This window comes from Streptomyces sp. NPDC002926 (genome assembly GCF_053591755.1).
Genome location: NZ_JBSFUK010000008.1, coordinates 99983 through 126859, shown reverse-complemented (window position 1 = coordinate 126859; position 26877 = coordinate 99983). Strand labels below are relative to the sequence as shown.

The window sequence follows — 26877 nt, the reverse complement described above, 5'->3', positions numbered from 1 at the left end:
GGTCGGAGCAGGGACCTCCGACTCGCCGACCGAGGCAACGACTTGTGGTGGTGAGATGAATACAGCCCAGCTTCCGCCGGTTCTGGTGGTTCTCCCGGACGGCCAGGAGCTCAACGGCCTCCTCCACGCACGGTTGCAGACGCAGCGTGCGTGGATGTACCAGGTCGGCCTGCCGACGTGGCAGGCGACGACGGACGAATGGGTGGAACCCGCCCAGTACGTGGTCTGGGTTCCAGCCGACTATGTCCGCCTGCTGGAAGGCATCGTCTACGACGACATTCCGGCACAGGGGTTGGCGCCGGCCGTCGACGCGCCGACGCAGGGGCTGCAGCCGGTGCACGCCGCCACCCCCGTCGTGGAGGCCGTGGAGGGCGCAGGAGCGTGGAGGATCGAGCGGCTCCCGCGTGAACGTGGCAGGCCTGGATGGAACGTGGTGCACGTCCATGACTGCGAAGACGCGGACGACGGCGACATCCTCGACCTCGACCAGGCGCTGAGCGTGGTCAGGCAGCCAGGCACGAGGGTGTGCACGAAGTGCGGCGCCGCCGAAACTCTCCCACCCCTGATGTAGCCGCTGATGCAGCCGGCGCGCCCAACTCCCGGCGTGCGCTGCTCGATGGGCTGAATTCTCCGGCCGTCGGCATGTCTCGGCCGCACAGTGCGGGCACATGGTCCTCACCTGATCGAGGAAGAACATCATGCTCGGCATCGCCAGCAGCCGTGCTGTTCTTTATCGCGTTCCTCATCAACGCCGCGGACATCTCGACCAACGACATCTTCACTTCCAGCAACGTCATGCTGATCGGGCTGGGAACATCCTCTAGAGCCTCCAGCACCTCGGCTACACCATCCCGCCGCAAGCCGACGCCGGCTGGATCGGCGAAGCCGGCCCCGGCCCCTCCTACCTCGACCCCGGGTCCGGCGGGCCGGAGATTGACTTCACCAACCGCAACACGACCTTCATGTCGTGGAACCTGATGCACCTCGGCGCGATGCTCAAGCAGGCGGGCGGCATCCCGGCGTACGGCAATCAGCGCTCCGGATGGGACGCCGGCTGCCGCGACGACTTCCCCAACCTCGAACACCGGTGACGACCTGGGGAGATTGATGTCGAGGCGTCCATGCCCTTGGGGTGATCAGTCGGCTGCCGGGTGAGCATCAGTTCAGTGCTGAGCTTGCGGCGCGTCACCCCTTCGGCTTCCCGGAGGGGCGCTGACCGGGTGAGCGTGCCGGCAGCGGGCCCGATGTCGTTGCCGGCCTCTCCAACCGCTCCGAAAGGGGCCGCCGCCACTCGGGCGGCGTGAACGGCTCGCCCCAGTAGTCGGTCACGGGTGAAGGCGAACCGGCTCATCGTTACTCCCTTCCCACCCTGGTCTGGCGGTCATGAGCGGGTCGCCATGATGGTCCAAGTGGCCGACGCGTAGAGGACGTCGTGGCCGGTGTCGTGGGCGGTGATGGTGGCTCTCAGGTTGTCGACAGCTCGCCGTCGACCTTCGTCATCGAGGCCGTCAAGCATCCAGCCGAGCAAGCCGAGCGTGAACCGATGCGCGCCGTCGGCATCTTCGCCGAACCGCATCGCCTCGCTATGGGGTTCGAACTGGATGTCTGTGAAGCCGGCGGCACCGAGGACGGCCCGGACCCGCTCGGGGTCCGCCAGTGAGAACGGCCCCGGGGCGTCGGGCGCAGGCGCCGGGCAACGGACGTCCGGCGGCCAGGGCCCTGGTGAACGAGAGGAACCACTCATTGCCCGCCGGCGGCTGCCAGACCAGTTGCACGAGGCGTCCGCCGGGGCGCAACGCGCCGCAGATGTTGCGGAACGCGGCGACCGGGTCGGCGAAGAACATCGTCCCGGTGCGGCTGACCGCCACGTCGAACGCCGCGGCGGGGAAGGGATGCACTTGGGCGTCGGCATGGACGAAGGCGGCGTTGTGCAGTCCTTCGGCTGCCGCTCGCTGCCGCGCCACCCGCAGCATCGCGTCCGACAGGTCCACGCCCAGGGCCCGGCCGCGGCTTGCCCGCCGCGCAGCGTCGCGGGTGGTCTCGCCGGTGCCGCAGCCGATGTCCAGTACTTGGTCGCCGGCGGCAATGCCGGCCGCTGCGAGGAAGCGCGTGCGATAGCCGCGCAGCGCGAGGTCGAACTGATCGGCGTGCTCGGCCCAGTACCCGCCTTCCTCCCCGTCCCAGGCACTGGCCTGCTCGGCGTTGGAGGGATCGACCTGAAGGGTGCTGGTCATGGTCGCCACCGCCTGTATTCCCCAAGGGACTATTTACCGGATTACACCCCATAAGTCGTGATGTAAACGAATCGGCTCCATTGACCGTTCCTGAAGCGTCCATGCCAGACGGGTGCTGGCCCTGGGGGTGGTGGGGGCACCGCCTATGGATGCCGAGAGGTAGTTATCGGGGGACCTCGGAAACCCGTTGGTCACCGGCCATCCGGCGGGACGACGAGTCAGTGGCCTACCGGCAGTGCGGCGGGTGGGGAGGCGGAGGCGGAATGCTGTCGATGTCTGGTGCGGTCTCGGGCCAGACCAGCAGAACGGGGCAGGGAGCGTGGTCCACGACGAACCGGCTGTCGGGACCGAGACTCCTGGGCCCGAGGTGGGTGCGGTCGCCGTCGCGGGCCAGGATGAGCAGGTCGGCGCCTTCGGCGGCAGCGACAACCTCCCGCTCGATCCGCCCGGATCTCTCCAGCCGCGTACAGGGACGTCCCAGGTGCTCGGCGGCGGCCTGGAGGAGTTGCTGAGCGGCTGCGCTTCCCAGGTTCTCCAGGCGAGTGCCGGGGTCGCGTTCGCGGTGGCCGCGGCCAAGCAGCCCGGCGTATGCGCCGTGCGCTGCACCGGGGACGTCATGGCCGGTGACATGGAGCAGCACGATGTCGGCGCCCTCGGGCGTATGTGTGCGGGCGGCTTCCACGCAGGCGGGCCAGGTGCCTTCGACAATCCAGGCGATCACGGTCACGGGGTCAGCCTCCCAGGGCGAGCAGCGAGACCCACAGTGCCAGCACCGCCGTGATGAGGGCGGCCGGCACGGTGAGCAGTCCGAGCCGGGTGAACTCCCTGAGGTCTACGTCAGTGTCGTGCTCGCGCACGATACGGCGCCACAAAAGGGTGGCCAGCGACCCGGCGTAGGTGAGGTTGGGCCCGATGTTCACCCCAAGCAGTACCGCGAGGACGGCGCCGGGGCCGGCCGGGGCGGCCAGCGGCAGCAGGACCAGGACGGCGGGCAGGTTGTTGATGACGTTCGCCAGCACGGCGGCCAGCGAGGCGACGGCGAGGAGAGCGGGCAGCGCGGTGCCTGTGGGAATCAGGTGACCGAGCGCGTCGGCCAGGCCGTTGTCGACCACCGCGCGGACCACGATGCCCAGGGCGAGGACGAAGGCGAGGAAGGCGACGTCCGCCGCACCGACGATCGCGGTCGGGGTGGTGCGGCGCTGGGCCAGGGCGCGGGTGGCCAGGACCACCGCGCCGGCCAGGGCGGCCCAGGCCGGGTTGATCCCGAGCGCGGAGGTGAGGACGAAGCCGACCAGCGTGCAGGCGACCACCACCAGGGCGAACACCGGCAGTTCGGGTGTCCCGGCGGCAGGAGGCGCCGAAGCGCCGGCGTCCAGGTCGGTGGCGAAGAACCGCCGGAAGACGGCGTACTCGACTGCGATCGCAGCCAGCCAGGGCAGTGTCATCAGCGCGGCGAAGCGGGTGAAGCTCAGCCCGCTGGCCGCGAACGCCAGCAGGTTGGACACCGGCAGCAGCAACGAGGCCGTGTTCGACAGGTGGGTGCAGGCGTACACATGCGGCTTGGGGCGGGCCCCCAGCCGTGCGGCGGTGGCGAACACCACCGGGGTCAGCAGCACCACAGTGGCGTCCAGACTCAGTACCGCCGTGATCACCGACGCAACGGAGAACACCTGCACCAACAGCCGCCGCGGCCGCCCCGTCGCGGTGCGGGCCATCCACGCGCCGCAGGCATGGAACAGCCCCTCGTCGTCGCACAGCTGGGCCAGCACCAGCACCGCGGCCAGGAACCCGATCACCGGCCCCAGCCGCTCCGCCTCCGCGCGGGCGTGGTCCAGTGAGATCGCCCCGGTGCCGATCACCACGGCAGCGGCCGGGACCGCCACGACCGCCTCCGGCCAGCCCCACGGGCGCACCACCGCACAAGCCAGCACCGCCAGCAGCAACACGACGGACAGTGCCTCCGCGAGCGACGTGTTCAGGATCGGGCACCCCCAGACCGATAGCGGAATCGACCCTTCATCGAACCAGACCCGTTCCCTGACTGACGTCAGCGGCCGCCGGTAGAGATCTCCCGAACCTCGGGGGCGGCAGGTCCAGTACGGACTCTGAAACCGCGCAGATCAGGCAACCTGCGGCAGAGAGTACGGGGAGGCGTTGCGGCGAGTGGCGGGCTGGACTCTGCGGCAGGTAAGGCGTCGGGTCATGAGCGTGATCGTGACCCCGGTGATCAGGAATTCGCTCATCTCAGGGAGGCGTTCGTGGTCGCGACAGCGGGCCCGCATGATCCACGACGTTGGGTCGGCCCCATGTGCGTTCCACTACCCACCGGCGGGGACGGACGACGAAGCTGTCCGCGCCCGGTGGGCGGTGGAACCGGTGGGCCGCCGACGTCGTCAAGCGGCGACCGGGAGTGCAGGCTCACACGCGTCCGGTCAGCCGGCGCCCGTTGATCGAGCCGGAGCCACCGACCATCCGCTCACGGTCGAACAGCGGACTCGCACCAGACAGGGCAGGCAGCAGGGACACATCAGGGCGTACGTGCCGACGCCGCGGCCTCCCATGCAAACCCGTCCGGGTCCGTGAAAGGCCCGGCATCGCCGCCGATCATGAGCCGGTGCGATCCTGTGCCGTCGGGAGAGACGCCGGCGTCCTTGGCCAGGGCACGGCGCCTGTACAGCGCCAGCTTGACGGGACCCGACCCAGCAGCGAACTCGACGTACATGCGGCCGAAGCTCTTCGCCACGGCAAGGCCTTGGTCGACGTAGAACCGCTTGCTCGCGGTAACGTCCGCGACTCCCAGCAGGAGCACGATCTCGTCGACCTCCCGGGTAGCAGGGCCGGTGTCCTTCTTCGCGGCGGTCGCGACCTTCCAGATCGTCCCGTCCGGGGCTTGTACGACACCGCCGTAGCCCCAGAGCGACTTCGCGGCGGGCTTCAGCGGCGTGGCCCCTGCGTCGAGGGCGGCGTCGATAAGGCTGTTGACGGTGGCCGGCTGGGACACCGTGAGCGACAGCGTGAACCCACGGAAGCCGGTTGTGGGTGCCTCCGAGGCCCGCAGGTGTATCTGCGTGTCCAAACCGAAGGCGGCGGTGTAGAAGCGGTTGGCGGCCGTGGGGTCGGCCACGTCGAGGGTGACGGATTCGATGGATGCCATGGCCATCACGCTAGTTGCGGCTCGGCACCCGGCGCTTCTTGATTCCTGACCGGTCTTGTCACCTGTTTTGCCACACACGGCGGCATCCCCGCCGCAGCGCCGGTTGCGCGGCGCCGGTAAGCGCTGGGCGGCATGCCGACCAGCTCGGTGAAGCGGGTGCTGAACGTGCCCAGCGATGAGCAGCCGACCTCGAAGCAGACCTCGGTGACGCTGAGGTCGCCACGACGCAGCAGCGCCGTCGCACGCTCGATGCGACGCGTCATCAGATACGCGTACGGCGACTCGCCGTACGCCAGCCGGAACTGGCGGCTGAGGTGCCCGGCGGACATGTTCACGCCGCGGGCGAGCGCCTCGACGTTCAGCGGCTGCGCGTACTCCCGGTCGATCCGGTCGCGGACGCGGCGCAGACGCGCGAGGTCGCTCAGGCGCTGCGCCGTGGCGCGTGCGTGCCCCCACGAGGGGTTGCACATGAGAGAACTCCTTTTCATCGAAGTCTGCGGTCGCCTGGGTGGCATGCCGCGGTAGGCGGCGAGGTGCTCGATGGCGATGACCGGCTTGCCGGAGTCGACGAGCCGGTCGAGCAGGCCGAGCAACTGCTTGACGTCGGCGCGACGGAGGCCGGTGGTCGGCTCGACAAGGATATAGACGCCGCCCTCGTGGGCGGCAGGCCTGCGCGCCTCGGTCTCGGCGGCAAGACATCGCGAGCACCTCTGCGACGGTGCGGCCGCCGAGGGGTGGTCGAGGACAGCGGCCTCGAAGCACTGGCCGCCGCATTCCTCGCAGGTGGTCGCGACGCCGGCCGTCAGGCTGGATCCATGATCGGACGGCTCAGCGAAGCTCCTGGATGCGGACCAGGTTGCCCGCGGGATCACGGAAGGCGCAGTCGCGGATGCCGTACGGCTGCTCGGTCGGCTCCTGGACGACCTCGGCGTCGCCGGCCTGCAGCTTCTCGAAAGTGCCGTCGAGGTCCCGGGTGGCCAGCAGGATCCAGCCGTAGGTGCCCTTGGCCATCATCTCGGCGATGGTGCGGCGCTCGTCCTCGGTGATCCCGGGGTCGGCGGCCGGCGGCGCCAGGAGGATGGACGTGCCGGGCTGGCCGGCGGGGCCGACCGTGATCCAGCGCATCTTGCCCTGCCCGACGTCGCTGCGGACCTCGAAGCCGAGAGCGTCGCGGTAGAAAGCCAGGGACGCGTCCGGATCGTCATGCGGGAGGAAGCTCGTGTGAATGGTGATGTCCATGACGATTATGCTAGGCGCGGCTCCATGACCCGCGCTTCTCGATTCCTGATCGATCCGGCCACCCGTTTCGCCACACGCGGTCGCATTCCCGCCGTCGCGCGCCGCCCGGCGCCGCGTCGCCCAGGATCTCCAACTGGGTTAAGCACACACATCAGCACCTCCCGGACGGACCCCACCCGCGCCCGGAGGCACGTGATCCCCGAGCCGCCCGTCTCAGCCACCAGACCGCCGGTAATCCATGCCCTCCCCGGCCGGACGGGTCGTAATCCGGGCCATTGGGGGTACTCGCCGCATCCGCCCCTCCGCGTACGGCAGACATGCTGCCGACGCCATGGATGCGGAAAGGAAGTACTGGCATGAGCACGGTCAAGGACTCGATCGAGGTCGAGGTTCCCGTCCACACCGCCTACAACCAGTGGACGCAGTTCGAGGAATTCCCGAAGTTCATGGAGGGAGTCGAGGAAGTCACCCAGCTCGACGACACCCACAACCACTGGACCACCAAGATCGGTGGCGTACGGCGGGAATTCGACACCGAGATCGTCGACCAGCTCCCCGACGAGCGGATCGCCTGGCGCACGATCAGCGGCGACACGCAGCAGATGGGCATGGTCCACTTCCAGCGCCTCGACGACACACACACCCGCGTGGAACTCGTCATGGACGTGGAACCGACCGGAGCGGCGGACAAGGCCGCGTCCGCTGTCGGGTTGATCGACCGGCGCGTGAAGGGCGACATGCGGCGCTTCAAGGAGTTCGTCGAAGAGCGCGGCGAGGAATCCGGATCGTGGCGGGGCCGCGTCAGCCCCGCCTGAACATCAACCCGGCACGAAAAATATCGAGGATTCCTGCCCAGGACCGTTCGGGATGCAAAGTCGCCAGGGCGCTGATTCCCTGAGGGGGCCAGCGCTCATCCCGAACGTCCGAGGAGTGGTCATGAGCGGTTCAGGCGAATCCGGGAGCCACGTCCGTCAGCTGCGGCAGGAGGCCGATGCCCTGGAAAAGGAGGCGGAACGGGCGACCGACCCGAAGGAGCGCCAGCGTCTCGAGGACCGGGCGCGCAGACTGCATGCGCAGAGCGAGCAGGAGAGCGCCATGGCCGCTGGGGATATCTACCCCCAGGAGTAACAGCCGTTACTCCACGTAACCCCACTCGCCAGCGTGGAACGGCCCCCGCACCCGGCCGACAGGGGGCGGCCCCGTCAGCCTGCGTTCACTGAAGCGTGTGCGGCGGACGGGACTGACGGTCATGCCGACATCATCGAGTGGGAGCAGGCCACCGAGGCCGAGGCGGCCGCGATGGCCGGCCGGCGACCCAGGATGCCAGGTCCCCCGCGTTGCGGCATCCAGCACCTGAGCAGCCTCGGACAGGGCAGATCTCTGGCTCCGCCGAGGGTGTCAGTGCCGGCTGGGCAGGAGCGTGACTTTCGAGGTCGCGGAGGTCCTTGCCGATCGCGGAGCGGACCGTCCGCGCCATGAGGGCCGCAGCAAGGCGCAGAACCCGCCGGTGCTCCCCCGGACACTCAGGGATGCGGGCGAGTGTGCCCTCGGGGTGCGGGCCAGACGCTGCGCGACGTCGGCGCCCGGCACCTCGACCGGGACGTAAGGCCGGCAGAGCGATCTCGTTGTAGCACCGCGATGTGACCCCGTCCTTGCTGCCGAGGTGCCAGTAGAGGGAGCTGCCCGGCAGCCGGGCGCGGCGGAGATCATCGCGATGGGACGTGACGATGTAGCCGTGCGGCGACATCAGGTCACCGACGGTGTCGAGAATCGCGTCGCGGGACCGCATGCCGCGGTCCTGAGGAGGTGGAGGCCGGGGTGGCGGGGCCGGTCGCCCCGAGACCGTCTTCGCCACATGGCCGCTGACTATTTGGTTCGCAACATCAGGGCGTTGCGAGTGTGGTCACCATAAACGCCGTTTTCGTCGCCCCGGATGCCGTACCACTTCTGGAATCTGGCCACGGCCGCCCGGACCTCCACGCCGTAGCTGCCATCGATCGCGCCGCCGTCGTAGATGTTCGGGACTTGGAGCAGACGTACCTGCAACTCGTACACGCCATGGCCGCTGTCGCCCTGCCGCAGCACGCCCGTGCCCGGGATCTCGGGCAGCGAGGGAGCGGGGTTGTCTGGCAGCGGCTGGTCCAGTTGCCCGGAAGGCGGGGAGGGGGCCGCCGGTGCCGGGCTGTCGTTGTTGTCGTTGACCAGCAGCGAAGAAGCGAGGATCAATCCGCTCACGGCGCCCGCCCCGAAGGCTCCGGCGACGCGACCGGCCCGCCGATCGGTGAGACGCCGCCATCCGCGACTTCTCTTTCTCGCATGCGCGCGGGCGAGTGGTGCCGGCGACTCCGGGGGCGGGACCGGGCGTTGTGGGGTCGCCGACCGAGTGAAGTCCGAGCCCGGGCCGGTCCTGCGGTACGCGCCCTCCTGCGGGGCAGCCGGGCGCAGGAAGGTAAACGGCGGCGCGGCGTGTGCTGAGCCTGCGCCACCCGCCGTCGGCGGCTTTCCAACCGACGGGGGAGGAACAGGCTCCAGACGCGCGCCGCGCAACCACAGCGGCTCCACTGCGACATCCCGCGGGGTTTTGGGCTGGTGTACGCCACGGGTCCGCAGCGGCTCCACGGCAGAGGGCGGGACAATGTGCGGAGGATCCAGATCCACGCCCTCGAGCCCCTCACCCCGCACGACCGACTGTGTCCATCGGGGTGAGGGCGGAACGGGGGGCGCGGCAAGGGGTGAGGCGGGATGAGTGAGGCCGGCGCTCCCGGCCGGTTCGCTGCGTTGCGACCAGGACGGTGGCGGGCTGTCGGCCCACCCCTCATGCTCGTCGGACGCGTAGAGGTCGGCGCGTGCGGCGTCCAGGGCGTCCAGCACGGCTTGAAAGGAGTCCCGTATCTCCTGCCCGATATCAGGCATTGAACCGGGCGCTCGCTGAGGCTCGGTGTCGTTGAGTCCCACCGGCAGTCCTCCTCCACCAACGGCTGGATGACCTGTCGGCGACAGACCAGCACGTCTTTCGTGTGCGGTTGCGTACCAGAATCTTGGGTTGTGATCGCGTGGACGGCGCCCTTGCGGGAGCCGGCCCGCATGGGTGGGGCTTCGCTGTTTCGTTGCGACTCGATACGCATCCCGTGCGGCCTTGTCTCATCCCCGTTCCGCGATGTAGCCCATATCTCATCGATTCCTTCGAGGAGTTGACCGCCAGCGGTCCACCGGGCGCCGTGACGGTACTGGGCGCCGAGAGGCCCGCCGGGCGTCGTGTGGTTGCTCCGGTCAGAGGCGTACACGGCCCCAGTTGGTTCGCGAAGTGAACCAACTGGGGAATGCGGGAAGCCGGAAGCAGAAGGGCTCACGGACCAAGTGGTCGGTGAGCCCTTGAGTGCTGGGTGAGTCAGTGGCGGGAAACGAAGCCCTCCGACTGGTCGAGATGGAAGGGGGGAGCCCACTGGTGTCGCCGACCGCAAGCGGTGGGTTCCAGTAGCCGCCACCGCCGCCGCCTGGGCCCCGCCTCATTCGGTCCCCGCTCCACCGAGATGATGCTGCGAACGCCGTCCACCACCAGTTCGTTGTCGATGCGTCAGAGAGCAATCACATGGCCGGTGCGCGGGGCGGTCCGCCCCGACTGGACCTCGTGCCAGACCTGCTCCAGGGCCTGAGGGCCGTTGCTGTGGACGACGTCCACCCACCCCTCGACCACGGGGGCGAATCGCTGCCAGGCGTCGGCGAAGCGGCGGTCCAGCCCCACGCGCCCCCAGTCGTCGATGCGCTTGCGCATCTGGTCGGGTGCGAAGAACATGCCCGGTCCCGTATCGGCAAGTTTGCCGGCGGGCCCGGGCTGCTGGGTGGTCACGCCGACGACCACGTGGTGCACCAGGGCGTCGCCGAGGTGAGTGCGCAGCGCGGCGCTCAGTGACTCGTCGCCGGCGAAGTCGGCGTACAGGATGGGCGCGGCCGGGGAGAGCTGAGAGACGTCCTCGTACGTCAGCACCCCGTCGTAGCACCCCAGACTCTCGGTGAAGGCGAGGTTGCGCCGGGATGTCAGGCCCACTACCTCGTGCCCCTGCCCTTGGAGCAGGAAGGCGGCACCGTAGGCGGTTTTGCTCGACGCGGACGACAGGAGAGCGGTGCGTGCGCCCAGCCAGGCGTTGTCGACGATCCAGTCGGCCAGCATGAAGGAGGTCCAGAACAGCGGGCGGTAGAGGATCTGCAGGTTCTCGCGGTCGGCCTCGTACGCGAGGTCGCCCGTGGTGAGCGCGTAGGCGCTGTAGGGCGTGGGCAGCGTCTTCCGGTGGGGGCTGGCGTCCCGGAAGCCGCGTTCGTCCACCCGCCCGGGCCGCGCCAACAGGTGGCTGGCGCACGGCAGATAGCCGTAGTGGCGGCTGCCGGGCTCAATGCCGTCGACCCGGGATGCGACGACCTCGGCGAAGCCCCAGAGCGGGACGATGCCCCAGCCTGCCGGGGCCGGGAAGAACTCCCAGTACCGGAAGGAGTCGCCGAGTGCGGCGTAGGTGACGTTGTTGGCGGTGAGGCCGACCCGGTCGACCCGCAGCAGTACTTCGCCGTCCCGGACTTCCGGGATCGGCGCGTCGACCAGCTTGGTGGTCGACAGGTCGTCGCGGGAGACGAACAGGTTCCAGCCGCTGGGTGTGGCAGTGGTGTCCATGGGTCGGGAACGTACTTGAATCCGGATTCAGATTCAATACCTGGCTAGGATGCGGCCCATGTCCTCCGACCACGCCCCCTCCGAGCCCCCAGCACCCCGGCGCACCCGGCGCACCCGGCGCGGGATCCGAACCAGGGACGCCCTGGTCGCCGCAGCCCGGCGGATCTTCGAACGGGACGGCTACCTGGACGCCCGGATCGTTGACATCGCGGCCGAGGCCGGCGTCGCCACCGGGAGCTTCTACACGCACTTCGCCTCCAAGGACGACGTCTTCACCACCGTCCTGGCGGAGCTGCAGGACGAGATGCTGCACGCGGGAGTCAGCGACGGCACCCGCAAAGACCTGGGCCGCGGAGTGGAGGACGCAAACCGCGCCTACCTGGAGGCCTACCGCCGCAACGCCGCGCTGATGGCCGCCATGGAGCAAGCCGCCGCCGTAGACCGACGTTTCCTGCAACTACGGCTGCAGCGCTCGCAGGCGTTCATCGACCGCAGCGCCGCAGCCATCACCCGTCTCCAGAAAGCCGGCCTCGCCGATCCGGCCCTCGACCCGACAGTCACCGCTCGTGCGCTCAGCGCCATGGTGAGCCGCATGGCGTACGTGACCTTCGCCGCCGACCAGCCCGTGCCTTTCGAGACGCTGGTGGAAACCCTCACCCGGCTCTGGACGAACGCCCTGCGCATGCCCCAGGACTAGGAACCCCTCGGAGGCCCGTGGCTTCGTCTTTCACGCCATGCCACGCCACGCCACAGCTTGGTTCGGTTCGGGTTCTCCTCGCCTCCTGGTCGTCCGACGATCAGATGGTGATCCACGCCGCGTGCCGGGGCGCGCCCACGCCGTCGTCCACGAGGAACGACACAAGCCATGCCCCCGCCCTTGCGGGAGACGGTGGCTGAGCGGACCTCACGCTCCCGGGGGCCGGGGCGCCACCGCTTGTGGCGTCCGGCCTCTCCCGGCCCCGAGACACCGGTCGGCACGGTGAGGAGCTCGCAGGCGGCTTCAGGCGGCGCGCAGATACGCCGACGTCGCGACCCGTCCGAGCATCCGCAAGCGTGACGTCCCGAGCGCCAAGTGCTTGTCCAGAGCGTCCTGTACACCTGGCCAGGCCACGTCGCCATAGTCGTCGAGCACCACGATTCCGCCGGGCGCAACGATGTGCTCGACCCATTCCAGGTCAGCTCGCACGCCCGCCTCGGAGTGGTCACCGTCCACGATGATCACGCCGTACTCCCGGTCGGAGACGGCGCTCCGCACATCGGGGTCGGAGGAGAAGCCCTGCTCGATCCTGGCTTCGAGTGCCGATGGGCTGCCGCCGAGCGCAAGATTGGCCCGTACGACGTCCTCACGCACCGGAGTTCCCGTCGGATCGTCGTGCTGGGCGGTGCCGGGCTGGAGCTGGGAGCCGGCCAAGGGGTCGACGATGGTGAGATCTGCCTGGATCCCGGCGCGGTGCACCATCCGCACCAGCGCCGAGGCGAACAGCCCGTACAGGGTGCCGATTTCGAGAATGCTGCCATTGGGCGGGGAGAGCAGCGGAACGGTGGCCAGCTTTCCGCAGATGTTGGACGTGGAACCGGCCACCCTGCCGACGGCGAGGGCTTCCATGGCGATCAGGGTGCGGTAGGCGACGACCACACATCGGCGGGCGTGTTCGCTGCCCCCGGTCACGTTCTCCATCTCGCGTACGAGAGTGTCGATCTGCCTGGCTCGCGGGATCCGATGCCCGCTTCGGGCCGTGCCGTCGAGCAGCAGTCCGACCGCGTACTGCTGCCTCTTCATCTCGTCCACCTCTCGGCGGAGGGCGTCGAGGTCGGTTCGCAGAGGCTTCGCCGTACGGGCCACACCGCGCTCCACGAGTTGCTCGATCGCGGTGAGGGCCGGGTGCAGGACTTTCTTGGTCAAGCGGTTGCGCAGGAGAGAGTGCATGCCCGGGAACGTACGGGTGGACGTCCGCCGTGCACACCACGCGCCAGTGTGGTGCGGGTGAAGTGTTGATTGCGCCGCGGCGAAGGGAGGGCGGCGCCGCGCTGTGGATCTGCCGGAGGCACGGCCCCGCGGGCGTCGGCGAGTCGGCGCCCGGGTCGGCGACGGTGAGCTGTGTAGGGTCTTGGCGAGTGTCTGCTCCCGGCGAGGACCGCTCCCGAACCGGCTGAACATCCCGCAGGCCGTATGCGCAGACCTGCCCGATCACCAGGAGTGCTGCCGTTGCGCCCTGTCGATTCGTCATCTGCGCCAGGCAGTCTGGGTTGGAACCATGACACCGCGACACTGGCACTCCTGTCCTTCGCCATGCTGATCGTTTCGCTCGACCAGTACATCGTGGTGGTGGCACTGCCCGACATCGCGCGCGATCTCGGCTATTCGGCGCAGACGCTCCAGTCGGTCATCAGCGCCTACGCGGTGGCCTCGGCCGGTTTCCTGCTGTTCGGCGGGCGTGCGGCCGACCTGCTCGGACGTCGCCGCATTCTGGCCACTGGCCTCGGTATCTATGCGGGTGCAGCGCTGGCGGGCGGACTCGCGACCGGGACCGGGATGCTGCTCGTTGCCCGTGCCTTGCAAGGTTTCGGCGGAGCCCTCGTCTTCCCCACCACCTTGGCGCTCATCAACACCACATTCGCGGAAGGCCGGATGCGTAATCGCGCTTTGGGGATCTGGGGCGGTGCAGGCGCTGCGGGACTCGTGATCGGTGTGCTGCTCGGTGGTCTTCTGACTCAGGCGTTCGGCTGGGAAGCGGTGTTCCTGGTCAACGTTGCCCTGGCGGGACCTGCGCTGCTGCTCGCCTTCGTGCTGATCCCCCCGGACGGCGAGCGCGAGAGGGGCCGCAAGTTCGATCTGCCCGGTGCGCTCAGCGTCACTCTGGGCGTCACGTTGACGGTGTTCGCTCTGGTGCAGGGCCCCGGATGGGGCTGGCTCTCGCCGGGCATTCTCGTCAGCGCGGCTGCGGGCGTACTGCTGATCGGGGTCTTTGTCATCGTCGAGTGGCGCAGTGACGACCCGCTCATGCCGCCCCGGCTGCTCTCCCACCGCAACCTCGTCACTGGCGTCGTCATTGCGTTCATGTTCATGGCGACCTTCGGCTCGGTGCTCTATTTCCTGTCCATCTACTTCCAGGAAGTCCTGGGCTACGACGCGTTGCAGACCGGCGCCGGCTTTCTCATCCCCACGGCGGTGGTGGTCGCCGGCTCGACAACGGCGGGCCAGTTGGTGACGCGGTTCGGTCTTCGAGGCACGCTGGTCGCGGCCCTTACCATCGGTGCGCTCGGTGCCGCAGGGCTCGGCCTCGCGATCTCGCCGGACGGCGCGTACGCCCAACTGATCCCCGGCCTGGTGGCGCTCAGCATCGGTGACGGCGTGGTCTTCACCGCCATGTTCATCGCCGCCGCCACCGGAATCTCCGACCGCGAACAGGGCATCGCCTCCGGTATCGCCTCCACCGGCTCCGGCGTGGGCGCAGCTGTCGGACTCGCCATCCTCGTCCTGGTCGCGACCGCCGGCCTCGACGACCTCTCCGGCGAGCAGCTTCGAATCGCCACCGCCGACGGGATCCGCACCACCTTGTTCGTCATCGCAGGCGGGATCGCGCTGACCTGTCTCGTCGCCTTGACCCGGTGCCCGACACCGACCGGTCCGGTCCCCTCCCCCGTGCCCTACCAGACCCGCCGCTGCTGAAAGCGCTGCATGCCGCACAAACGATCGTGACGGCCTGCCGACCCGGGTCGGCAGGCACCGGCACGGGCACTCGCAGCGACATCGGGACGATCTTGTCAGGCCGAGGAGTTACCCGAATCGGGCATGCAGGAGGTCAGCATGCGCCATGCGTGCGAGACAGTCGCTCCGGCCACGCCGAGGAGAGCCATGGGAGGGCCGGCCCACTGGACGAGTTCACGGTGCACCTCCGGGGCCAGCTCGACAGTCACCTGTACGTATCGGTTCCGGAGCACGGCAACCTTGGTCATGCCCGGCGGTTCCGGATTCCGGTGCAGGGCTGCACGGTAGCTGTCCTTGCGTCGGCTCACGCCGTGTGCCGCTTCATGAGTTCCTCCGCGAGGTCCATATAGGCCGACCCTTTGACCTTGACTTGCATGCCGAATGACTGGGAGTACAGGTCGAGCCGGGGGATCTGCGTCGCCAATACGTCGTAGCCGCGCTCGGTGAGCACCTCGCGCGCGTCGGCATCCGGACCGGTACGAGTGGGCTCATGGCGATTGGTGCGGTTGAGCAGTACCGCGGTGCGTGCCGGCTCGGCGCGCAGGGACTCCACGTCGTCCATCTCCGTCCGGATGGGCGCCATCCGGTCGAGCTCGATGGGCGCCGGTGTCACGGGGATGATCCACTCGTTCGCGTGGCGCATGATGCTGCGGGCAATACGCGCGTGGTCTTCCAGCTGCGGAGCGTCGAAGACGACCGCCCGCCGGTCACCGACGAAGTCGCCGACCCGGCGGTGCACATCACCGACCGGCAGGGCGACCACCGGGAAGGGGAATCCGTCGGCCAGATCGCTCCAGCGCAGGGCGGAACCAGCCGGATCCCCGTCGACGAAGAGGGGAGACATGCCCGATTCGTGGAGCGCGTGGGCCAGCCAGATCGCGCTCGTCGTTTTGCCGACTCCCGGCTTGAGATTCACGAACGCACAGCTCAACAGCACTCGCAAACCGTATCACTCAGGCACAATTCGTAAGAGAAATACCCAATCCTCGGCGCGCCGCTGCCCGCTCCCCCTGGCGGGCGCCGCGCCGACGCCACGATCAGTGCCGCGATCGCCGACAGGTCGTCGAAGTCGGCCATGTGTTCACGATGCCCGCGTTCGCCATGACAATCGCCGGGCCGGTCATCCGGCTCTGCCGGCGCGGCATCGAGCGCAGCCACGTCGACGGCTTCGCTATCACCGGGGAGTGCAGGTACCTGCCGCAGCCGGTTGCGGCCGATGCCGAGGGCAGGCAGCACCTTGGTGATGCCGGAGTCCGGACTGCCGGAGAGGACGCCGACGGCTCATGAGGCTCACGGCGGCAAGGTTGACACGGGTACGGCTCCTCCTTCGGGGCGACGGCCGGGCTTGGGCAACCCGTAGGCCCGGCGGCCGGGGATCCTGTGGCCGCGGCTGCTCTCGCACGCAGCCTCAGTGGCTGTGCCACCGGCGCTTGTGTCGTGCCCCGGCCCTCAGGCCGCGGGAACCGTGTGGTGGATCTGCCGCAGGAACGTGGCGTTGTTCGGCGTATGCCGGATCCGGTCGAGCAGGGTCTCCAGGGCCGGCTGCCCGTCCCGCGAGTGAAGAGCGCGGCGCAGCCCACGCAGCGCCGCCAATTCCGCGGGAGAACGCAGGAGTTCTTCGCGCCGAGTGCCGGAGGGGGTGATGGCGACGGCCGGGAAGATCCGTCTGTCCGCCAGCGCGCGGTCCAGTCGGAGCTCCATATTGCCCGTGCCCTTCAGCTCTTCGAAGAAGTAGTCGTCAGCGCGGGATCCGGTGTCGACCAGCGCGGTGGCGAGGATGGTCAGCGAGCCTCCTTCCTCGGCGAGGCGGGCGGCTCCGAAGAGGCGCTTGGGGCCCTGTACGGCCCCGGCGTCCACGCCGCCGGTGAGGGTTCGGCCGCCGGAGGCCGCCGCGTTGTTGTGCGCCCGGCACAGCCGGGTGAGGGAATCCAGCAGAATGACGACGTCCTGGCCCTGCTCCACAAGCCGCTTCGCTCGCTCCACCGCGAGTTCGGCGAGGGCGATGTGTTCCTTGGCTGAGCGGTCGAAGGTCGAGGCGAGCACTTCACCTCGTACCGAACGGCGCATGTCGGTGACTTCTTCAGGGCGTTCGTCGAGCAACACCACCATGAGATGGCATTCGGGATGGTTGGCGGACACGGCGGCAGCCAGTTGCTGCAGAAGCACCGTCTTGCCGGTCTTGGGCGGGGCGACAATGAGCCCGCGCTGACCCTTGCCGACGGGCGCGACCAGGTCGACGAGCCGTGTTGTCAGGCTCCCCGCTCCGTGTTCGAGTTGCAGGCGTTGCCGGGGGTGGAGCGGGGTGAGGTCGCCGAAGTGCGGACGGCCGCGGAGCTCCTTCGGTGGGCGGCCGTTGACCAGCTCCACCTGGGCGAGGGAGCGCGGCCGGCCGACGCGACCTTCGATGGCATCGCCCTTCCGCAGGCTGTGTTGGCGGATCTGGGCGGCTGACACCTGCACGTCGCCCGTGCTCGGCAGAAGGCCTCGGGTGCGGAGGAAGCCCTGCCCGTTGCTGGTGATGTCGAGGACGCCGACGGCCTCAACCGCTAGTTGTTGCTGGACAGAGGGGATTTCGAGAGTGCTGGTCACGCAGGTCCTTTCGCGGACGTGATGAAGGAAGGCCCGGAGGACGAAGGAAGGCCCGGAGGATGCCGCAGAGTTACGCATCGTGCGGCGGGCAAAAGGCCGAGGGCCAGGAGGAAGATCTGGTGCTGAGAGCTGGACTGCCGGTCATGAACAGACGGGCGTAACAGCGAAAAGAAGGAAACAAACACGGGCGCCGAGGTGATGGCGTACACACGTGCTGTTCGAAAGATACCACTCAGCGCCAGGGGATGCCAGCGGCCGTGATGCGGAGCCCGTTCGCCTCAGTGGCCACGCGCCTGGTGGACGGCCTGTACGGGACACGACCGACAACAGGTGCTCCAGGTCCAGGAGTTCTGCCGCCCGGCCGCCGACTCTCCCCGGCACACGCCCGTATCGCCCGTCATCTGGGCCGACTTCTCCCCGCACCTGACGACGAAAAAGTGCGACGATTCGGCGACCAGCCGCCGCGAACATGACGATGCGGCCTCCGGCCACCGCGCCCGATGGATGCCTCGGGTGCTGGTGGTGGCCGGACGCCGCTGCTGCGTCGGTCAGCCCGCGTTCTTCACGAATTCGGTGGTGTAGGTCTTGCTCAGGTCCACTGTGGCGTTCTTCAAGTTCGGGTTGAATGCCTTCAGGACGCGCTCGACGGTCTCCGGTCCGTTCGCCGGCATGACTCCGTCCGCCGTGAACATGGGCAGCGTGCTCTTGATCGACTGCGCGTACAGCTCCTTGCCGCCCTTCGCGTAGTCGGCGGGCATCTTCGCGGCGATCTCTTCGGGCGTATGGGTGGACATCCACTTGAGGGTCTTCACGAAGGCTGTGGCCAGCTTTTGCACCTGCTCCTTGTGGCTGTTCACCCAGTCGGTGTTCATGTAGAGGCTGGAGGAGGGATAGGGGCCGCCGAGAGCCTTCTCGGAGCCTTCGGGCGTACGCATGTCGATCAGGACCTTGCCGAGCTTCTTGTCCAGGATCTGCGCGACGGTCGGGTCGGTGGTCATGCCACCCTGGATCGAACCTTGCTGCAGGGCCGAGATGAAGGTCTGGCCGGCGCCGACGGCAACCGGCGTGAACTCACTTGTCTTCACGCCGTCGTTGACGGCGAGGTACTTGGTGAGGAAGTCCGTGGACGAGCCAAGGCCGGTGACGCCGAGCTTCTGGCCCTTGAAGTCCTTGGGGGACGTGATGTCGCCCGCCGCCTTGTTGGAGACCACCTCGACCTCACCGGGCGCGTGCGAGAACTGCACCACCGATTCCACCTGCTTGCCCTTGACCTGCAGGTCGAGCGTGTGGTCGTAGAAGCCGACGACGCCCTGCACGTCACCGGAGACGAGCGAGGTGGTGGCCTGCACGCCGGCCGGCTCGGTGAGCAGCTGGACGTCGATGCCCTGCTCCTTGAAGTAGCCGAGCTGCTGGGCGAGCATCGCGGGCAAGTAGATGACCTTGTCGAGGCCGCCGACCATGATCTTGACCTTGCCGCCGCTCTCCTTGCCGGCGGTGGAGGAATCGTTGCCGCAGGCGGTGAGGCTGGTGAGGGCGAGCGTCGCGGCCGCCGCGGCTGCCGCGATCTTGACGAATCTGCGCATGGTGATGTCCTTAGGACGAGCGATGACGGGGAAAGCGGGGGTCTCAGCGGTCTGCGCCGGCTTCCACGGGCTTCCAGCGGAACAGCCGCTTCTCCAAGAAGGTGAGCAGCCCTTCGGCGAGCAGTGCGACGACGGCGAGAATCACCATGGCCGCGTACACGCCTGCCGCGTTGAAGGTGCCCTGAGAGGCGGAGACGAGCAGGCCGATGCCCTTGGTCGCGCCGATGTACTCGCCGACGATGGCGCCGATCAGCGCGAAACCGAAGCTGACGTGCAGGCTGGTGAAGATCCACGAGGTAGCGGAAGGGATGACCACCTGAAGGGTGACCTGGCGGTTGCTCGCGCCCAGAATGCGGGAGTTGTCGACGAGGTTGCGATCGACCTCCCGTGCGCCCTGGAAGGCGTTGAAGAAGACCGGGAAGAAGACCAGCACGACGGCCGAAGCGACCTTCGAGGCCGGTCCGAGGCCGAACCAGATGAGGAAGATCGGGGCGAGGACGATGCGCGGCAGCGCGTTGAGCACCTTGATGTAGGGGCCGAGCACGTCGGCGAGAAAGCGGACCCGGCCGAGCGCGATACCCAGCACCACACCGCCGATCACGCCGATGATCCAGCCGAAGAGTGCCTCGTAGAGGGTGTACCAGATCTGCTCCCACAGGGAGCCCTGCGGGGTGCCGTGCAGCGCCCACGTGGTGATCTGGTCCCAGATCTTCGACGGCATCGAGAAGTTGAAGGGATCGATGACGGCGGAGCGGGCGAGCCACTCCCAGAGCCCGATCACCGCGAGGAGCAGCAGCACCCGGGTGCCGTAGACCAGGAGCCTGTGGTTGCGGGAGGCCCGCGCCCGGGCCTGCGTACGTTCTGTACCGGTCTTGACGGCGGCCGCCGGTGCGGCGATGGTCTCAGGCGGCATCGAAGGCACCCCTCTCGCGGGTGATCCGCACCTCTTCGCCGAGCGAGGACCAGATCTCCCGGTAGATCTCGAGGAACCGCGGCTCCAGCCGCACCGACTCGACCTTGCGGGGCCGTGGGAGGTCGATCTCGAAGACCTCCTTGACCGTCGCCGGGCCGGCCGTCATGACCACGACCTTGTCGGCGAGCGCGATCGACTCCTCCAGGTCGTGGGTGACGAAGACGACCGAGGCGCCGGTCCCGGACCACAGCTCCAGCAGTTCGTCGGACATCAGCGCGCGAGTCTGTACGTCGAGCGCCGAGAACGGCTCGTCCATGAGCAGGATCTCGGGGTCGTTGACGAAGGTCGCCGCCAGGGCGACACGCTTGCGCTGGCCACCCGACAGCTGATGCGGGTACCGGTCCTCAAAGGATGAGAGCCCGACCCGGGCGAGCCACTCGCGGGCCCGCTCCTTCGCTTCGCCCTTCGGTGTGCCGCGGAAGCGGGGACCGGCCATCACGTTCGACAGCACGGTGCGCCAGGGGAAGACAGCATCCTGCTGGAACACGAAGCCGACCTTGTCGCCGATGCCGCGGACCGGCTCGCCCCCCACCAGCACCTCGCCCTCGGTGGGCTCTTCCAGTCCGCTGATCAGGGTCAGCGTCGTGGACTTGCCGCATCCGGTGGGTCCGACCACCGCGACGAACTCACCGCGGCCCACGGTCAGGTCCAGATCCCTGATGGCGATGTGGAGAGCACCGGACGGGGTCCGGAACGCTTTGCTCGCCCCTCGTAGCTCGATGGCGGAGCTTGTCTGGCTGTTCATGGGGCGGGACGCTAGATGTGGTCCGTGCCACAGCGGCAGCCTTGTGGGCGCAACTCCTCCTTCTGCTCACAAACCCCTGTTCTGCTCGTTCTGCTCGCGCTACAACAACGGATGCGTTACGGGGTCTGGGCACCGGCCCCGGCCGCGATTACCGTGCGTTCACGGTGACATGAATCGGAACAGTCAGTTCCGCGAGGGTGCCGGGGACCGGGAGGCAGAGGTGACCCGTATGCGGATCCGCTGGCCCCGACGCGTCTTCGCCCAGGTGCTGGCCGCGCAGCTGGCCATCACCATCGGGGTCGTACTGCTCGCCACCGGGCTCTTCCTCGCCCCGCTCAGCTCCCAGCTCGACGAACAGGCGATGCGCCAAGCGCTCTCCATCGCCCAGACCACCGCCGCCGACCCGGAGATCACCCACGACCTGCTCACCACCGAACCGAGCCGGCACGGCCCTGTGCAGCAGCGAGCCGAGCGGATCCGTCACGCCACCGGGGCTCTGTACGTCGTGGCCATGGACACCCGTGGTGTGCGCTGGTCGCACACCGAGGCGGCACGGATCGGCCACCATGTGTCCACCGATCCCAGCGTCGCGCTCTCCGGCCACGACGTCATGCAGATCGACAACGGCACACTGGGGCGCTCCGCCCGCGCGAAAGTGCCGCTGCGCGACGCCACGGGGAAGATCGTCGGCGCGGTATCGGTGGGAATCGCCTACGACAGCGTGCGCGAGCGGCTGCTCGGCGCTGTCCCCGGACTGCTTCTGTACGCAGGCGCGGTGCTCGCCGTGGGCGTGCTGGCCGCGATCGGTGTCTCACGCAGACTGCAACGGCGAACGCATGGACTCGCGTTCGCCGATATCTCCGCGCTGCTCGAGGAGCGCGAGGCGATGCTGCACGGCATCCGCGAGGGCGTGGTCGCGCTCGACGGGCAGGGCCGGATCCGCCTGGCCAACGATGAGGCACAGCGGCTTCTCGGCCTCGGCGAGGACGACACCGGACGCCCCCTGGACGAGGTGCTGCCAAAAGGGCGTACAACGGACGTACTGACAGGACGGGTCGACGGGGAGGACCTGCTCACCGTCAGCGGGGGCCGGGTGCTGGTCGCCAACCGGATGCCGACCGAGGACGGCGGGGCAGTGACCACCCTGCGCGACCGCACCGAACTGGAGCTCCTCGGCCGCGAACTGGACAGCACCCACGGTCTGCTCGACGCACTTCGCGCCCAGGACCACGAGCATGCCAACCGGCTGCACACCCTGCTCGGGCTGCTCGAACTCGGCCTGCACAACGAGGCGGTGGAGTTCGTCGCCGAAGTCGCCGATACCCGACGGGCCTCCGCCGAGCATGTCGCCGGACGCGTGCACGACCCCCTGGTATCGGCGCTGCTCGTCGGCAAGGCGGCCGTCGCAGCCGAACGCGGCGTGGCCCTGCGCGTCTCCGCGTCGACGCTGCTGCCCGACCGGGTGATCGATCCGCGCGACCTGGTGACCGTACTCGGCAATCTCATCGACAACGCACTCGACGCTGCCGCACACCGCTCGGCAGACCCGTTCGTCGAGGTCGAACTGCGAGCCGAGCACACCACAGTGGTCCTGCGGGTCTCCGACACCGGGCCCGGCGTGCCGCCCGGGATGCGCGACCAGGTCTTCGCCGAAGGCTGGTCGACCAAGCAGTCCCCCGCACACCGCGGTCGCGGGCTCGGCCTCGCCCTGGTGCGGCGGCTGGCCGAGCGGTACGGCGGCATGGCGCGGGTCACCGCACGCGCGGGTGGCGGCGCGGTCTTCACCGTCGTACTGCCCGAGGCACTCGCCGGGGACGACGCCCCCATCCGTCAACTCACCGTCGCAGGAGAGTCACGATGATTGACGTACTGGTCGTGGACGACGACTTCCGCGTCGCCGAGATCAACGCGGCGTACGTGGGCAAGATGACCGGGTTCCGCGTCGCGGCCCGGGCCCATACCGCCGCCCAGGCCATGGCCACCCTCGAACGCACCCACGTCGACCTTGTCCTTCTCGACCACTACCTGCCCGACGAGACCGGCCTGACCCTGGTACGGCGAATGCGTCAGCTCGGCCACCAGGCCGACGTGATCATGGTGACGGCGGCCAGCGACATCGCCACCGTCCAGGCTGCGATGCGGTACGGCGCACTGCAGTACCTGGTCAAGCCGTTCACCTTCGCCGGGCTGCGCGCAAAGCTCGAGGGTTACGCGACACTGCGCCGCACCCTGGAGGGCGTCGGCGGACGCGGCTCTGCGGGCCAAGAACAGGTGGACCGCATCTTCGGCGCACTCAGAGCCGCTGATGTCGCCCCGCCCGAACTGCCCAAAGGCCACTCCGCACCTACCGTGGACCTCATCCGCCGCGTCCTCGGCGACGCCGGACACCCCCTGCCCGCACACGAAGTCGCGGGACGCGCCGGAATCAGCCGCTCCACCGCCCAGCGGTACCTCAAGTACCTCGAGAGCGCGGGCCACATCACGCTCAGCCTGAAGTACGGCGACACCGGCCGCCCAGAGCACCTCTACACGTGGGCGAAGGTTCACTGAGGGGGTCGTGAGGCACCGACGGCTTCCCTCACCCTGCGTTGCGGTTGCGCGGGTGACACGCGCCCTGACAGGGGCGCACCCCCCTGGGGGCGGCCCTCTCGGGCAGAGGTGGGGCTGCACACCGCGTCCGCGTGGTGCCACTGCCCGCATACGCTTTCTGGAAGGCAGCGGACGCTGGCATGATCGAGGGATGGCTAATCGCATCACTGCCGCGTGTGACGGGGCATCGAAGGGAAACCCGGGCCCGGCGGCCTGGGCATGGGTCGTGGCCGACACACAGGGTCAGCCCGTGTCATGGGAGGCCGGACCACTCGGCAAGGCCACCAACAATGTTGCCGAGCTGACCGCGTTGCTGGAGTTGCTGAAGGCGACCGACCCGGCCGTGCCACTCGAAGTGCGCATGGACTCGCAGTACGCGATGAACGCCGTGACCAAATGGATCGCCGGATGGCGACGAAACGGCTGGAAGACCGCGGCCGGCAAACCCGTCGCCAACCGCGACCTCGTCGTACGTATCGACGAACTGCTGGCAGGCCGCACCGTGGACTTCCGCTACGTCCCGGCCCACCGGGAAGACGGAGACCACCTCAACGCGATCGCCGACCAGGCCGCGAGCGAGACCGCACTGACCCAGCAGGCCGCAGGCACCTCACACGGCGCCAAGCAGCTGCCCGCCCCCACGCGCCCGCAGCAGAAGGCAGCCCGCAGCAGCGGCACCGCGACAAAGGGGGAGACCGGGAAGCCGCACACGTCCCGCCCGGGAGGAACCATCCGCGCAAAGTTCTCGGGCCGGTGCCACTGCGGAAAGCCGTACGCTGCGAAGGACTTGATCGCGAAGAATCCGAACGGCTGGGGGCACCCAGAATGCCGAGCAGCCGAAGCCGGTTGACCTGCCCGTACTCCGCACACTCCAATCACCCCAACCACACCGTCCGGACTCGCAAGTTGCACCGCCACCTGCGCCGGCGCAACACCGACACGCCCGGCACCCCGAAGGTGTGGCCGCCCAGCGACGCGAAGGCGTCCAGGTACGCAGCGAAATAGGCATCCGATGGGGAGCGGCCTACCCAGGCCGCCGATGCCGGACCACCAAAGCCCGGCAGTTGTCCCGACTACGCAATGAGGTTGGTGTGAACGCGCCGTAGTGCGACTGCCGGGTCCGCGGCACGTGTGACCGTCCGGCCCACGACGACATGCGAGGCACCAGCGGCGACCGCCACGCGCGGAGTACCAGGGCGGGCATGCTCGGCCGGAGACTCGCCGGGCAGCGCAACCCCGGGGGTGACAATCAGGGCATCAGCACCCAGCAACCCCCGCAATGCCGCGACCTCCTGCGGCGAGGCGATCACCCCGTGGCAACCAGCGTGCCGGGCCAGCCGGGCCAGTCGGGCCACCTGGTCCTCGGTCGAGCCGCCGACGCCGACGTCGGCCAGGTCCGCGTCGGTCATGCTGGTGACAACGGTCAGGCCCAGGACGCTCAGCCCTTCGAAGTCGCGGGCCGCAGCGACAGCGGCAGCCATGATGGCGACGCCCCCCATGCCGTGCACGGTCACCATCGACGCGCCCAGGGTTCCCGCGGCGCGGACCGCGCCGGCGACGGAGTTGGGGATCTCGAAGAGCTTGAGGTCCAGGAACACCTCTTTGCCCTGGGCGACGAGCTGCTGGACCAATTCGGGTCCGGCCGCCGTAAGAAGCTCCAGCCCGACCTTGTAGAAGAGGCACTCATCACCCAGCCGGTCGACGATGTCCTCGGCGGCCCGGCGATTGTCGAAATCCAAAGCAACGATGACCTGGTTGGTTGGTTCCACGGCGTCATTGTGACGCAATCGCGGCGACCACCCGTCGCCCGGACTCCCGGCCCAGACCGACCGTGGTCGCCATGGACGGCCGGCGGCGCACCGCGGCATGCCCTCTGCCGGCCGGGACCACCGCCCTCGGTCACCGTCACCTGCACCGATGGGAGACCCGACATCGCCGCGATCAGTCGCGCCGGCGAATGAGCCCGCCCCGATCGGGTACTCCATCAGCTTCCGACGACTGGGAGGGACGAAAACACGTGCCCGAGAAAAATATCTTTGTGATCGGCCTGGACGAGGCCAACCTTCCGACCCTCAACGACGTACCGGACGCACAGTCGCTGCGCTTCCATCCCCTGCTGACCATCGAGGAGCTCCAGGACGGTGAGGTGCACGTCCCTGAGCTGCTCGAGAAGGCCCAGCGCATACTCGACGGCTTCGGCGGCAGGATCGACGCGATCGTCGGCTACTGGGACTTCCCCGTGAGCACCATGGTGCCCATCCTGAGTGAGCGCTACGGCACCCGCAGCACTTCTTTGGAATCCGTGGTCAAGTGCGAGCACAAGTACTGGAGCCGGCTCGAGCAGCAGAAGGTGACCGACAGTCATCCACGATTCGGGCGAGTCGACCTGAACGCCGATGACCCGCGCCCACCCGACGGCGTCCGGTTCCCTATGTGGCTCAAGCCCGCGCTCGCCTACTCGTCGGAACTCGCCTTCGGCGTCAAGGACGAGGACGAGTTCCGGGCGGCGGTCGCCGAGATCCGGGAAGGCATAGCCCGCGTCGGACGGCCCTTCGAGCACATTCTCGACCGCCTCGACCTGCCTCCGGAGATGGACGGCGTCGGTGCTCAGGTGTGCCTGGCCGAGGAGGAGATGTCGGGCATCCAGGTCGCCGTCGAAGGCTACGTGCACAACGGCGAGGTCACTGTCTACGGGGCACTCGACTCCATCAACTATCCCGACTCCTCCTGCTTCCTGCGCCACCAGTACCCCTCGATGCTGCCCGACACGGCGATCAAGCAGCTGCACGACGTCACCGAGCGGGTCATGCGCCGGATCGGTTTCGACTCGGCCACCTTCAGCGTGGAGTACTTCTACGACCCGAAGACCGGTGACGTCAGTCTGCTGGAGATCAACCCCCGGCACTCCCAGTCGCACGCAGAGCTGTTCCAGTTCGTCGACGGCGTTCCCAACCATCACTGCATGGTCGGTCTGGCGCTGGGCGAGGACCCACGGATGCCCCACCGGCAAGGCACCTACGCGATGGCAGCGAAGTGGTACCACAGGTGGTTCGCCGACGGAACGGTCCACCATGTGCCCACCTCCGACGACCTGCGGCGCATCGAACGCGAGATCCCGGGCATACGGGTGGACGTCGTACCCAAGGAAGCCGAACGGCTGTCGGAGATGCCCGGCCAGGACAGCTACAGCTACGAGCTGGCTCATATCTTCACCGGCGGGGGCGATGAACAAGAACTGCGGGACAAGTACGACCGCTGTGTGGCGGCGCTCGGCCTCACCTTCGACGAGACCACACCGGGCGGCCGGGACGAGAAGAACGTCTAGGCGCAACAGCCGGCGACAGTCCCCGCAGTCCGGAACAACCGGAACAAGGGGGGCGCAAGGAAAGGAGCACCACGGCC

At 68.6% G+C, this 26877-nt stretch carries 27 protein-coding genes and 1 pseudogene; 10 read left to right on the top strand and 18 right to left on the bottom strand.

The genetic code is table 11. From position 1 onward, the window contains the following. The first annotated feature begins 55 nt into the window (after nucleotides 1–55). A complete protein-coding gene (locus ACWDZ6_RS16530; protein WP_451503400.1) occupies nucleotides 56–571 on the top strand; it encodes a DUF6233 domain-containing protein in 516 nt (171 codons plus the stop codon). 253 nt (nucleotides 572–824) lie between these two features. After that, nucleotides 825–1091: pseudogene (locus ACWDZ6_RS16525) on the top strand (flavodoxin family protein); the annotation flags it as partial. A gap of 290 nt (nucleotides 1092–1381) precedes the next feature. Here ACWDZ6_RS16525 and ACWDZ6_RS16520 read toward each other — a convergent pair. The 7 genes from ACWDZ6_RS16520 to ACWDZ6_RS16490 form a co-directional block, all read right to left on the bottom strand. Further along, the gene (locus ACWDZ6_RS16520) at nucleotides 1382–1576 is read right to left on the bottom strand and encodes a hypothetical protein (RefSeq protein ID WP_451503399.1); all 195 of its coding nucleotides are present in this window, start codon (nucleotides 1574–1576) and stop codon (nucleotides 1382–1384) included. 7 nt (nucleotides 1577–1583) lie between these two features. Beyond that, entirely contained in the window at nucleotides 1584–2234 is a 651-nt protein-coding gene (locus ACWDZ6_RS16515) for a class I SAM-dependent methyltransferase (protein ID WP_451503398.1), read from the bottom strand. 226 nt (nucleotides 2235–2460) lie between these two features. After that, complete coding sequence (locus ACWDZ6_RS16510; RefSeq protein WP_451503397.1) at nucleotides 2461–2961, bottom strand: universal stress protein; 501 nt, start codon at nucleotides 2959–2961, stop codon at nucleotides 2461–2463. A gap of 4 nt (nucleotides 2962–2965) precedes the next feature. Then, a complete protein-coding gene (locus ACWDZ6_RS16505) occupies nucleotides 2966–4213 on the bottom strand; it encodes an SLC13 family permease (protein WP_451503471.1) in 1248 nt (415 codons plus the stop codon). A 548-nt stretch (nucleotides 4214–4761) separates the two neighbouring features. Next, complete coding sequence (locus tag ACWDZ6_RS16500; protein WP_451503396.1) at nucleotides 4762–5388, bottom strand: glyoxalase; 627 nt, start codon at nucleotides 5386–5388, stop codon at nucleotides 4762–4764. Between the two features lie 5 nt (nucleotides 5389–5393). Next, nucleotides 5394–5858 (bottom strand): helix-turn-helix transcriptional regulator, encoded by a 465-nt coding sequence (locus ACWDZ6_RS16495; protein WP_366734823.1) that lies wholly within the window; start codon nucleotides 5856–5858, stop codon nucleotides 5394–5396. Between the two features lie 358 nt (nucleotides 5859–6216). Further along, complete coding sequence (locus tag ACWDZ6_RS16490; RefSeq protein ID WP_451503395.1) at nucleotides 6217–6627, bottom strand: VOC family protein; 411 nt, start codon at nucleotides 6625–6627, stop codon at nucleotides 6217–6219. Nucleotides 6628–6983: 356 nt separating this feature from the next. Between ACWDZ6_RS16490 and ACWDZ6_RS16485 the strand changes: the two genes are divergently transcribed. Together ACWDZ6_RS16485 and ACWDZ6_RS16480 are read left to right on the top strand one after the other, a co-directional pair. Next, a complete protein-coding gene (locus ACWDZ6_RS16485; protein ID WP_451503394.1) occupies nucleotides 6984–7442 on the top strand; it encodes an SRPBCC family protein in 459 nt (152 codons plus the stop codon). 121 nt (nucleotides 7443–7563) lie between these two features. Then, nucleotides 7564–7755 (top strand): DUF6381 family protein, encoded by a 192-nt coding sequence (locus ACWDZ6_RS16480; protein WP_451503393.1) that lies wholly within the window; start codon nucleotides 7564–7566, stop codon nucleotides 7753–7755. 738 nt (nucleotides 7756–8493) lie between these two features. On the opposite strand, the gene ACWDZ6_RS16475 is transcribed toward ACWDZ6_RS16480, so the two are convergent. Further along, nucleotides 8494–8862, bottom strand: coding sequence for a peptidoglycan-binding domain-containing protein (locus ACWDZ6_RS16475; protein WP_451503392.1), 369 nt, complete (start codon nucleotides 8860–8862; stop codon nucleotides 8494–8496). A gap of 1339 nt (nucleotides 8863–10201) precedes the next feature. Beyond that, nucleotides 10202–11287, bottom strand: a complete 1086-nt coding sequence (locus ACWDZ6_RS16470; RefSeq protein ID WP_451503391.1) for a DUF2855 family protein — start codon at nucleotides 11285–11287, stop codon at nucleotides 10202–10204. A gap of 58 nt (nucleotides 11288–11345) precedes the next feature. Between ACWDZ6_RS16470 and ACWDZ6_RS16465 the strand changes: the two genes are divergently transcribed. After that, complete coding sequence (locus tag ACWDZ6_RS16465) at nucleotides 11346–11984, top strand: TetR/AcrR family transcriptional regulator (RefSeq protein ID WP_451503390.1); 639 nt, start codon at nucleotides 11346–11348, stop codon at nucleotides 11982–11984. A gap of 303 nt (nucleotides 11985–12287) precedes the next feature. On the opposite strand, the gene ACWDZ6_RS16460 is transcribed toward ACWDZ6_RS16465, so the two are convergent. Beyond that, nucleotides 12288–13214, bottom strand: a complete 927-nt coding sequence (locus ACWDZ6_RS16460) for a class I SAM-dependent methyltransferase (protein WP_451503389.1) — start codon at nucleotides 13212–13214, stop codon at nucleotides 12288–12290. A gap of 363 nt (nucleotides 13215–13577) precedes the next feature. On the opposite strand from ACWDZ6_RS16460, the gene ACWDZ6_RS16455 reads away from it, so the two are divergent. Then, nucleotides 13578–14957 carry an MFS transporter gene (locus ACWDZ6_RS16455; RefSeq protein WP_451503388.1) on the top strand — a complete coding sequence of 460 codons (1380 nt, stop codon included), beginning with the start codon at nucleotides 13578–13580 and terminating at the stop codon, nucleotides 14955–14957. A gap of 95 nt (nucleotides 14958–15052) precedes the next feature. Here the strand turns inward: ACWDZ6_RS16455 and ACWDZ6_RS16450 are convergent, their stop codons facing one another. From ACWDZ6_RS16450 to ACWDZ6_RS16420, 7 genes are all read right to left on the bottom strand, one after another. Further along, nucleotides 15053–15304: a hypothetical protein gene (locus ACWDZ6_RS16450; protein WP_366734798.1), complete on the bottom strand. Its 252-nt coding sequence runs from the start codon at nucleotides 15302–15304 to the stop codon at nucleotides 15053–15055. Next, on the bottom strand, nucleotides 15301–15933 hold the full coding sequence (locus ACWDZ6_RS16445) for a ParA family protein (RefSeq protein WP_326654901.1): 633 nt from the start codon (nucleotides 15931–15933) through the stop codon (nucleotides 15301–15303). The genes ACWDZ6_RS16450 and ACWDZ6_RS16445 overlap by 4 nt, the downstream gene beginning before the upstream one ends. Beyond that, nucleotides 15924–16232, bottom strand: coding sequence for a hypothetical protein (locus ACWDZ6_RS16440; protein WP_451503387.1), 309 nt, complete (start codon nucleotides 16230–16232; stop codon nucleotides 15924–15926). Before ACWDZ6_RS16440 ends, ACWDZ6_RS16445 begins: the two co-directional genes overlap by 10 nt. Before the next feature lie 213 nt (nucleotides 16233–16445). Then, nucleotides 16446–17663 (bottom strand): transcription termination factor Rho, encoded by a 1218-nt coding sequence (rho, locus tag ACWDZ6_RS16435; protein ID WP_451503386.1) that lies wholly within the window; start codon nucleotides 17661–17663, stop codon nucleotides 16446–16448. Between the two features lie 470 nt (nucleotides 17664–18133). Next, nucleotides 18134–19168 (bottom strand): ABC transporter substrate-binding protein, encoded by a 1035-nt coding sequence (locus ACWDZ6_RS16430; protein ID WP_451503385.1) that lies wholly within the window; start codon nucleotides 19166–19168, stop codon nucleotides 18134–18136. Nucleotides 19169–19211: 43 nt separating this feature from the next. Beyond that, nucleotides 19212–20081 (bottom strand): ABC transporter permease, encoded by an 870-nt coding sequence (locus ACWDZ6_RS16425; RefSeq protein WP_451503384.1) that lies wholly within the window; start codon nucleotides 20079–20081, stop codon nucleotides 19212–19214. Next, the gene (locus tag ACWDZ6_RS16420; RefSeq protein ID WP_451503383.1) at nucleotides 20071–20886 is read right to left on the bottom strand and encodes an ABC transporter ATP-binding protein; all 816 of its coding nucleotides are present in this window, start codon (nucleotides 20884–20886) and stop codon (nucleotides 20071–20073) included. Before ACWDZ6_RS16420 ends, ACWDZ6_RS16425 begins: the two co-directional genes overlap by 11 nt. Nucleotides 20887–21115: 229 nt before the next feature. Between ACWDZ6_RS16420 and ACWDZ6_RS16415 the strand changes: the two genes are divergently transcribed. The 3 genes from ACWDZ6_RS16415 to ACWDZ6_RS16405 all read left to right on the top strand — a co-directional run bounded on the left by ACWDZ6_RS16415 (nucleotide 21116) and on the right by ACWDZ6_RS16405 (nucleotide 24325). Next, nucleotides 21116–22747, top strand: a complete 1632-nt coding sequence (locus tag ACWDZ6_RS16415) for an ATP-binding protein (protein ID WP_451503470.1) — start codon at nucleotides 21116–21118, stop codon at nucleotides 22745–22747. Further along, nucleotides 22744–23436, top strand: coding sequence for a response regulator (locus ACWDZ6_RS16410; protein WP_451503382.1), 693 nt, complete (start codon nucleotides 22744–22746; stop codon nucleotides 23434–23436). The genes ACWDZ6_RS16415 and ACWDZ6_RS16410 overlap by 4 nt, the downstream gene beginning before the upstream one ends. Nucleotides 23437–23626: 190 nt before the next feature. Then, a complete protein-coding gene (locus ACWDZ6_RS16405) occupies nucleotides 23627–24325 on the top strand; it encodes a ribonuclease H family protein (protein WP_451503381.1) in 699 nt (232 codons plus the stop codon). Between the two features lie 223 nt (nucleotides 24326–24548). On the opposite strand, the gene pyrF is transcribed toward ACWDZ6_RS16405, so the two are convergent. After that, nucleotides 24549–25244, bottom strand: a complete 696-nt coding sequence (gene pyrF / locus ACWDZ6_RS16400) for an orotidine-5'-phosphate decarboxylase (protein ID WP_451503380.1) — start codon at nucleotides 25242–25244, stop codon at nucleotides 24549–24551. Between the two features lie 248 nt (nucleotides 25245–25492). On the opposite strand from pyrF, the gene ACWDZ6_RS16395 reads away from it, so the two are divergent. After that, complete coding sequence (locus tag ACWDZ6_RS16395; protein WP_451503379.1) at nucleotides 25493–26800, top strand: ATP-grasp domain-containing protein; 1308 nt, start codon at nucleotides 25493–25495, stop codon at nucleotides 26798–26800. Nucleotides 26801–26877 lie beyond the last annotated feature (77 nt).

Excerpts from the sequence above, each read along its gene's own strand:
- rho (WP_451503386.1), bottom strand. The coding sequence starts at position 17,663 with ATGCGTAACTCTGCGGCATCCTCCGGGCCTTCCTTCGTCCTCCGGGCC.
- ACWDZ6_RS16500 (WP_451503396.1), bottom strand. The coding sequence starts at position 5,388 with ATGGCATCCATCGAATCCGTCACCCTCGACGTGGCCGACCCCACGGCC.
- ACWDZ6_RS16410 (WP_451503382.1), top strand. The coding sequence starts at position 22,744 with ATGATTGACGTACTGGTCGTGGACGACGACTTCCGCGTCGCCGAGATC.
- ACWDZ6_RS16465 (WP_451503390.1), top strand. The coding sequence starts at position 11,346 with ATGTCCTCCGACCACGCCCCCTCCGAGCCCCCAGCACCCCGGCGCACC.
- ACWDZ6_RS16485 (WP_451503394.1), top strand. The coding sequence starts at position 6,984 with ATGAGCACGGTCAAGGACTCGATCGAGGTCGAGGTTCCCGTCCACACC.
- ACWDZ6_RS16470 (WP_451503391.1), bottom strand. The coding sequence starts at position 11,287 with ATGGACACCACTGCCACACCCAGCGGCTGGAACCTGTTCGTCTCCCGC.
- ACWDZ6_RS16515 (WP_451503398.1), bottom strand. The coding sequence starts at position 2,234 with ATGACCAGCACCCTTCAGGTCGATCCCTCCAACGCCGAGCAGGCCAGT.
- ACWDZ6_RS16490 (WP_451503395.1), bottom strand. The coding sequence starts at position 6,627 with ATGGACATCACCATTCACACGAGCTTCCTCCCGCATGACGATCCGGAC.
- ACWDZ6_RS16420 (WP_451503383.1), bottom strand. The coding sequence starts at position 20,886 with ATGAACAGCCAGACAAGCTCCGCCATCGAGCTACGAGGGGCGAGCAAA.
- ACWDZ6_RS16455 (WP_451503388.1), top strand. The coding sequence starts at position 13,578 with ATGCTGATCGTTTCGCTCGACCAGTACATCGTGGTGGTGGCACTGCCC.
- ACWDZ6_RS16520 (WP_451503399.1), bottom strand. The coding sequence starts at position 1,576 with ATGCGGTTCGGCGAAGATGCCGACGGCGCGCATCGGTTCACGCTCGGC.
- ACWDZ6_RS16495 (WP_366734823.1), bottom strand. The coding sequence starts at position 5,858 with ATGTGCAACCCCTCGTGGGGGCACGCACGCGCCACGGCGCAGCGCCTG.
- ACWDZ6_RS16530 (WP_451503400.1), top strand. The coding sequence starts at position 56 with ATGAATACAGCCCAGCTTCCGCCGGTTCTGGTGGTTCTCCCGGACGGC.
- ACWDZ6_RS16415 (WP_451503470.1), top strand. The coding sequence starts at position 21,116 with ATGCGGATCCGCTGGCCCCGACGCGTCTTCGCCCAGGTGCTGGCCGCG.
- ACWDZ6_RS16430 (WP_451503385.1), bottom strand. The coding sequence starts at position 19,168 with ATGCGCAGATTCGTCAAGATCGCGGCAGCCGCGGCGGCCGCGACGCTC.
- ACWDZ6_RS16480 (WP_451503393.1), top strand. The coding sequence starts at position 7,564 with ATGAGCGGTTCAGGCGAATCCGGGAGCCACGTCCGTCAGCTGCGGCAG.
- ACWDZ6_RS16460 (WP_451503389.1), bottom strand. The coding sequence starts at position 13,214 with ATGCACTCTCTCCTGCGCAACCGCTTGACCAAGAAAGTCCTGCACCCG.
- ACWDZ6_RS16405 (WP_451503381.1), top strand. The coding sequence starts at position 23,627 with ATGGCTAATCGCATCACTGCCGCGTGTGACGGGGCATCGAAGGGAAAC.
- ACWDZ6_RS16425 (WP_451503384.1), bottom strand. The coding sequence starts at position 20,081 with ATGCCGCCTGAGACCATCGCCGCACCGGCGGCCGCCGTCAAGACCGGT.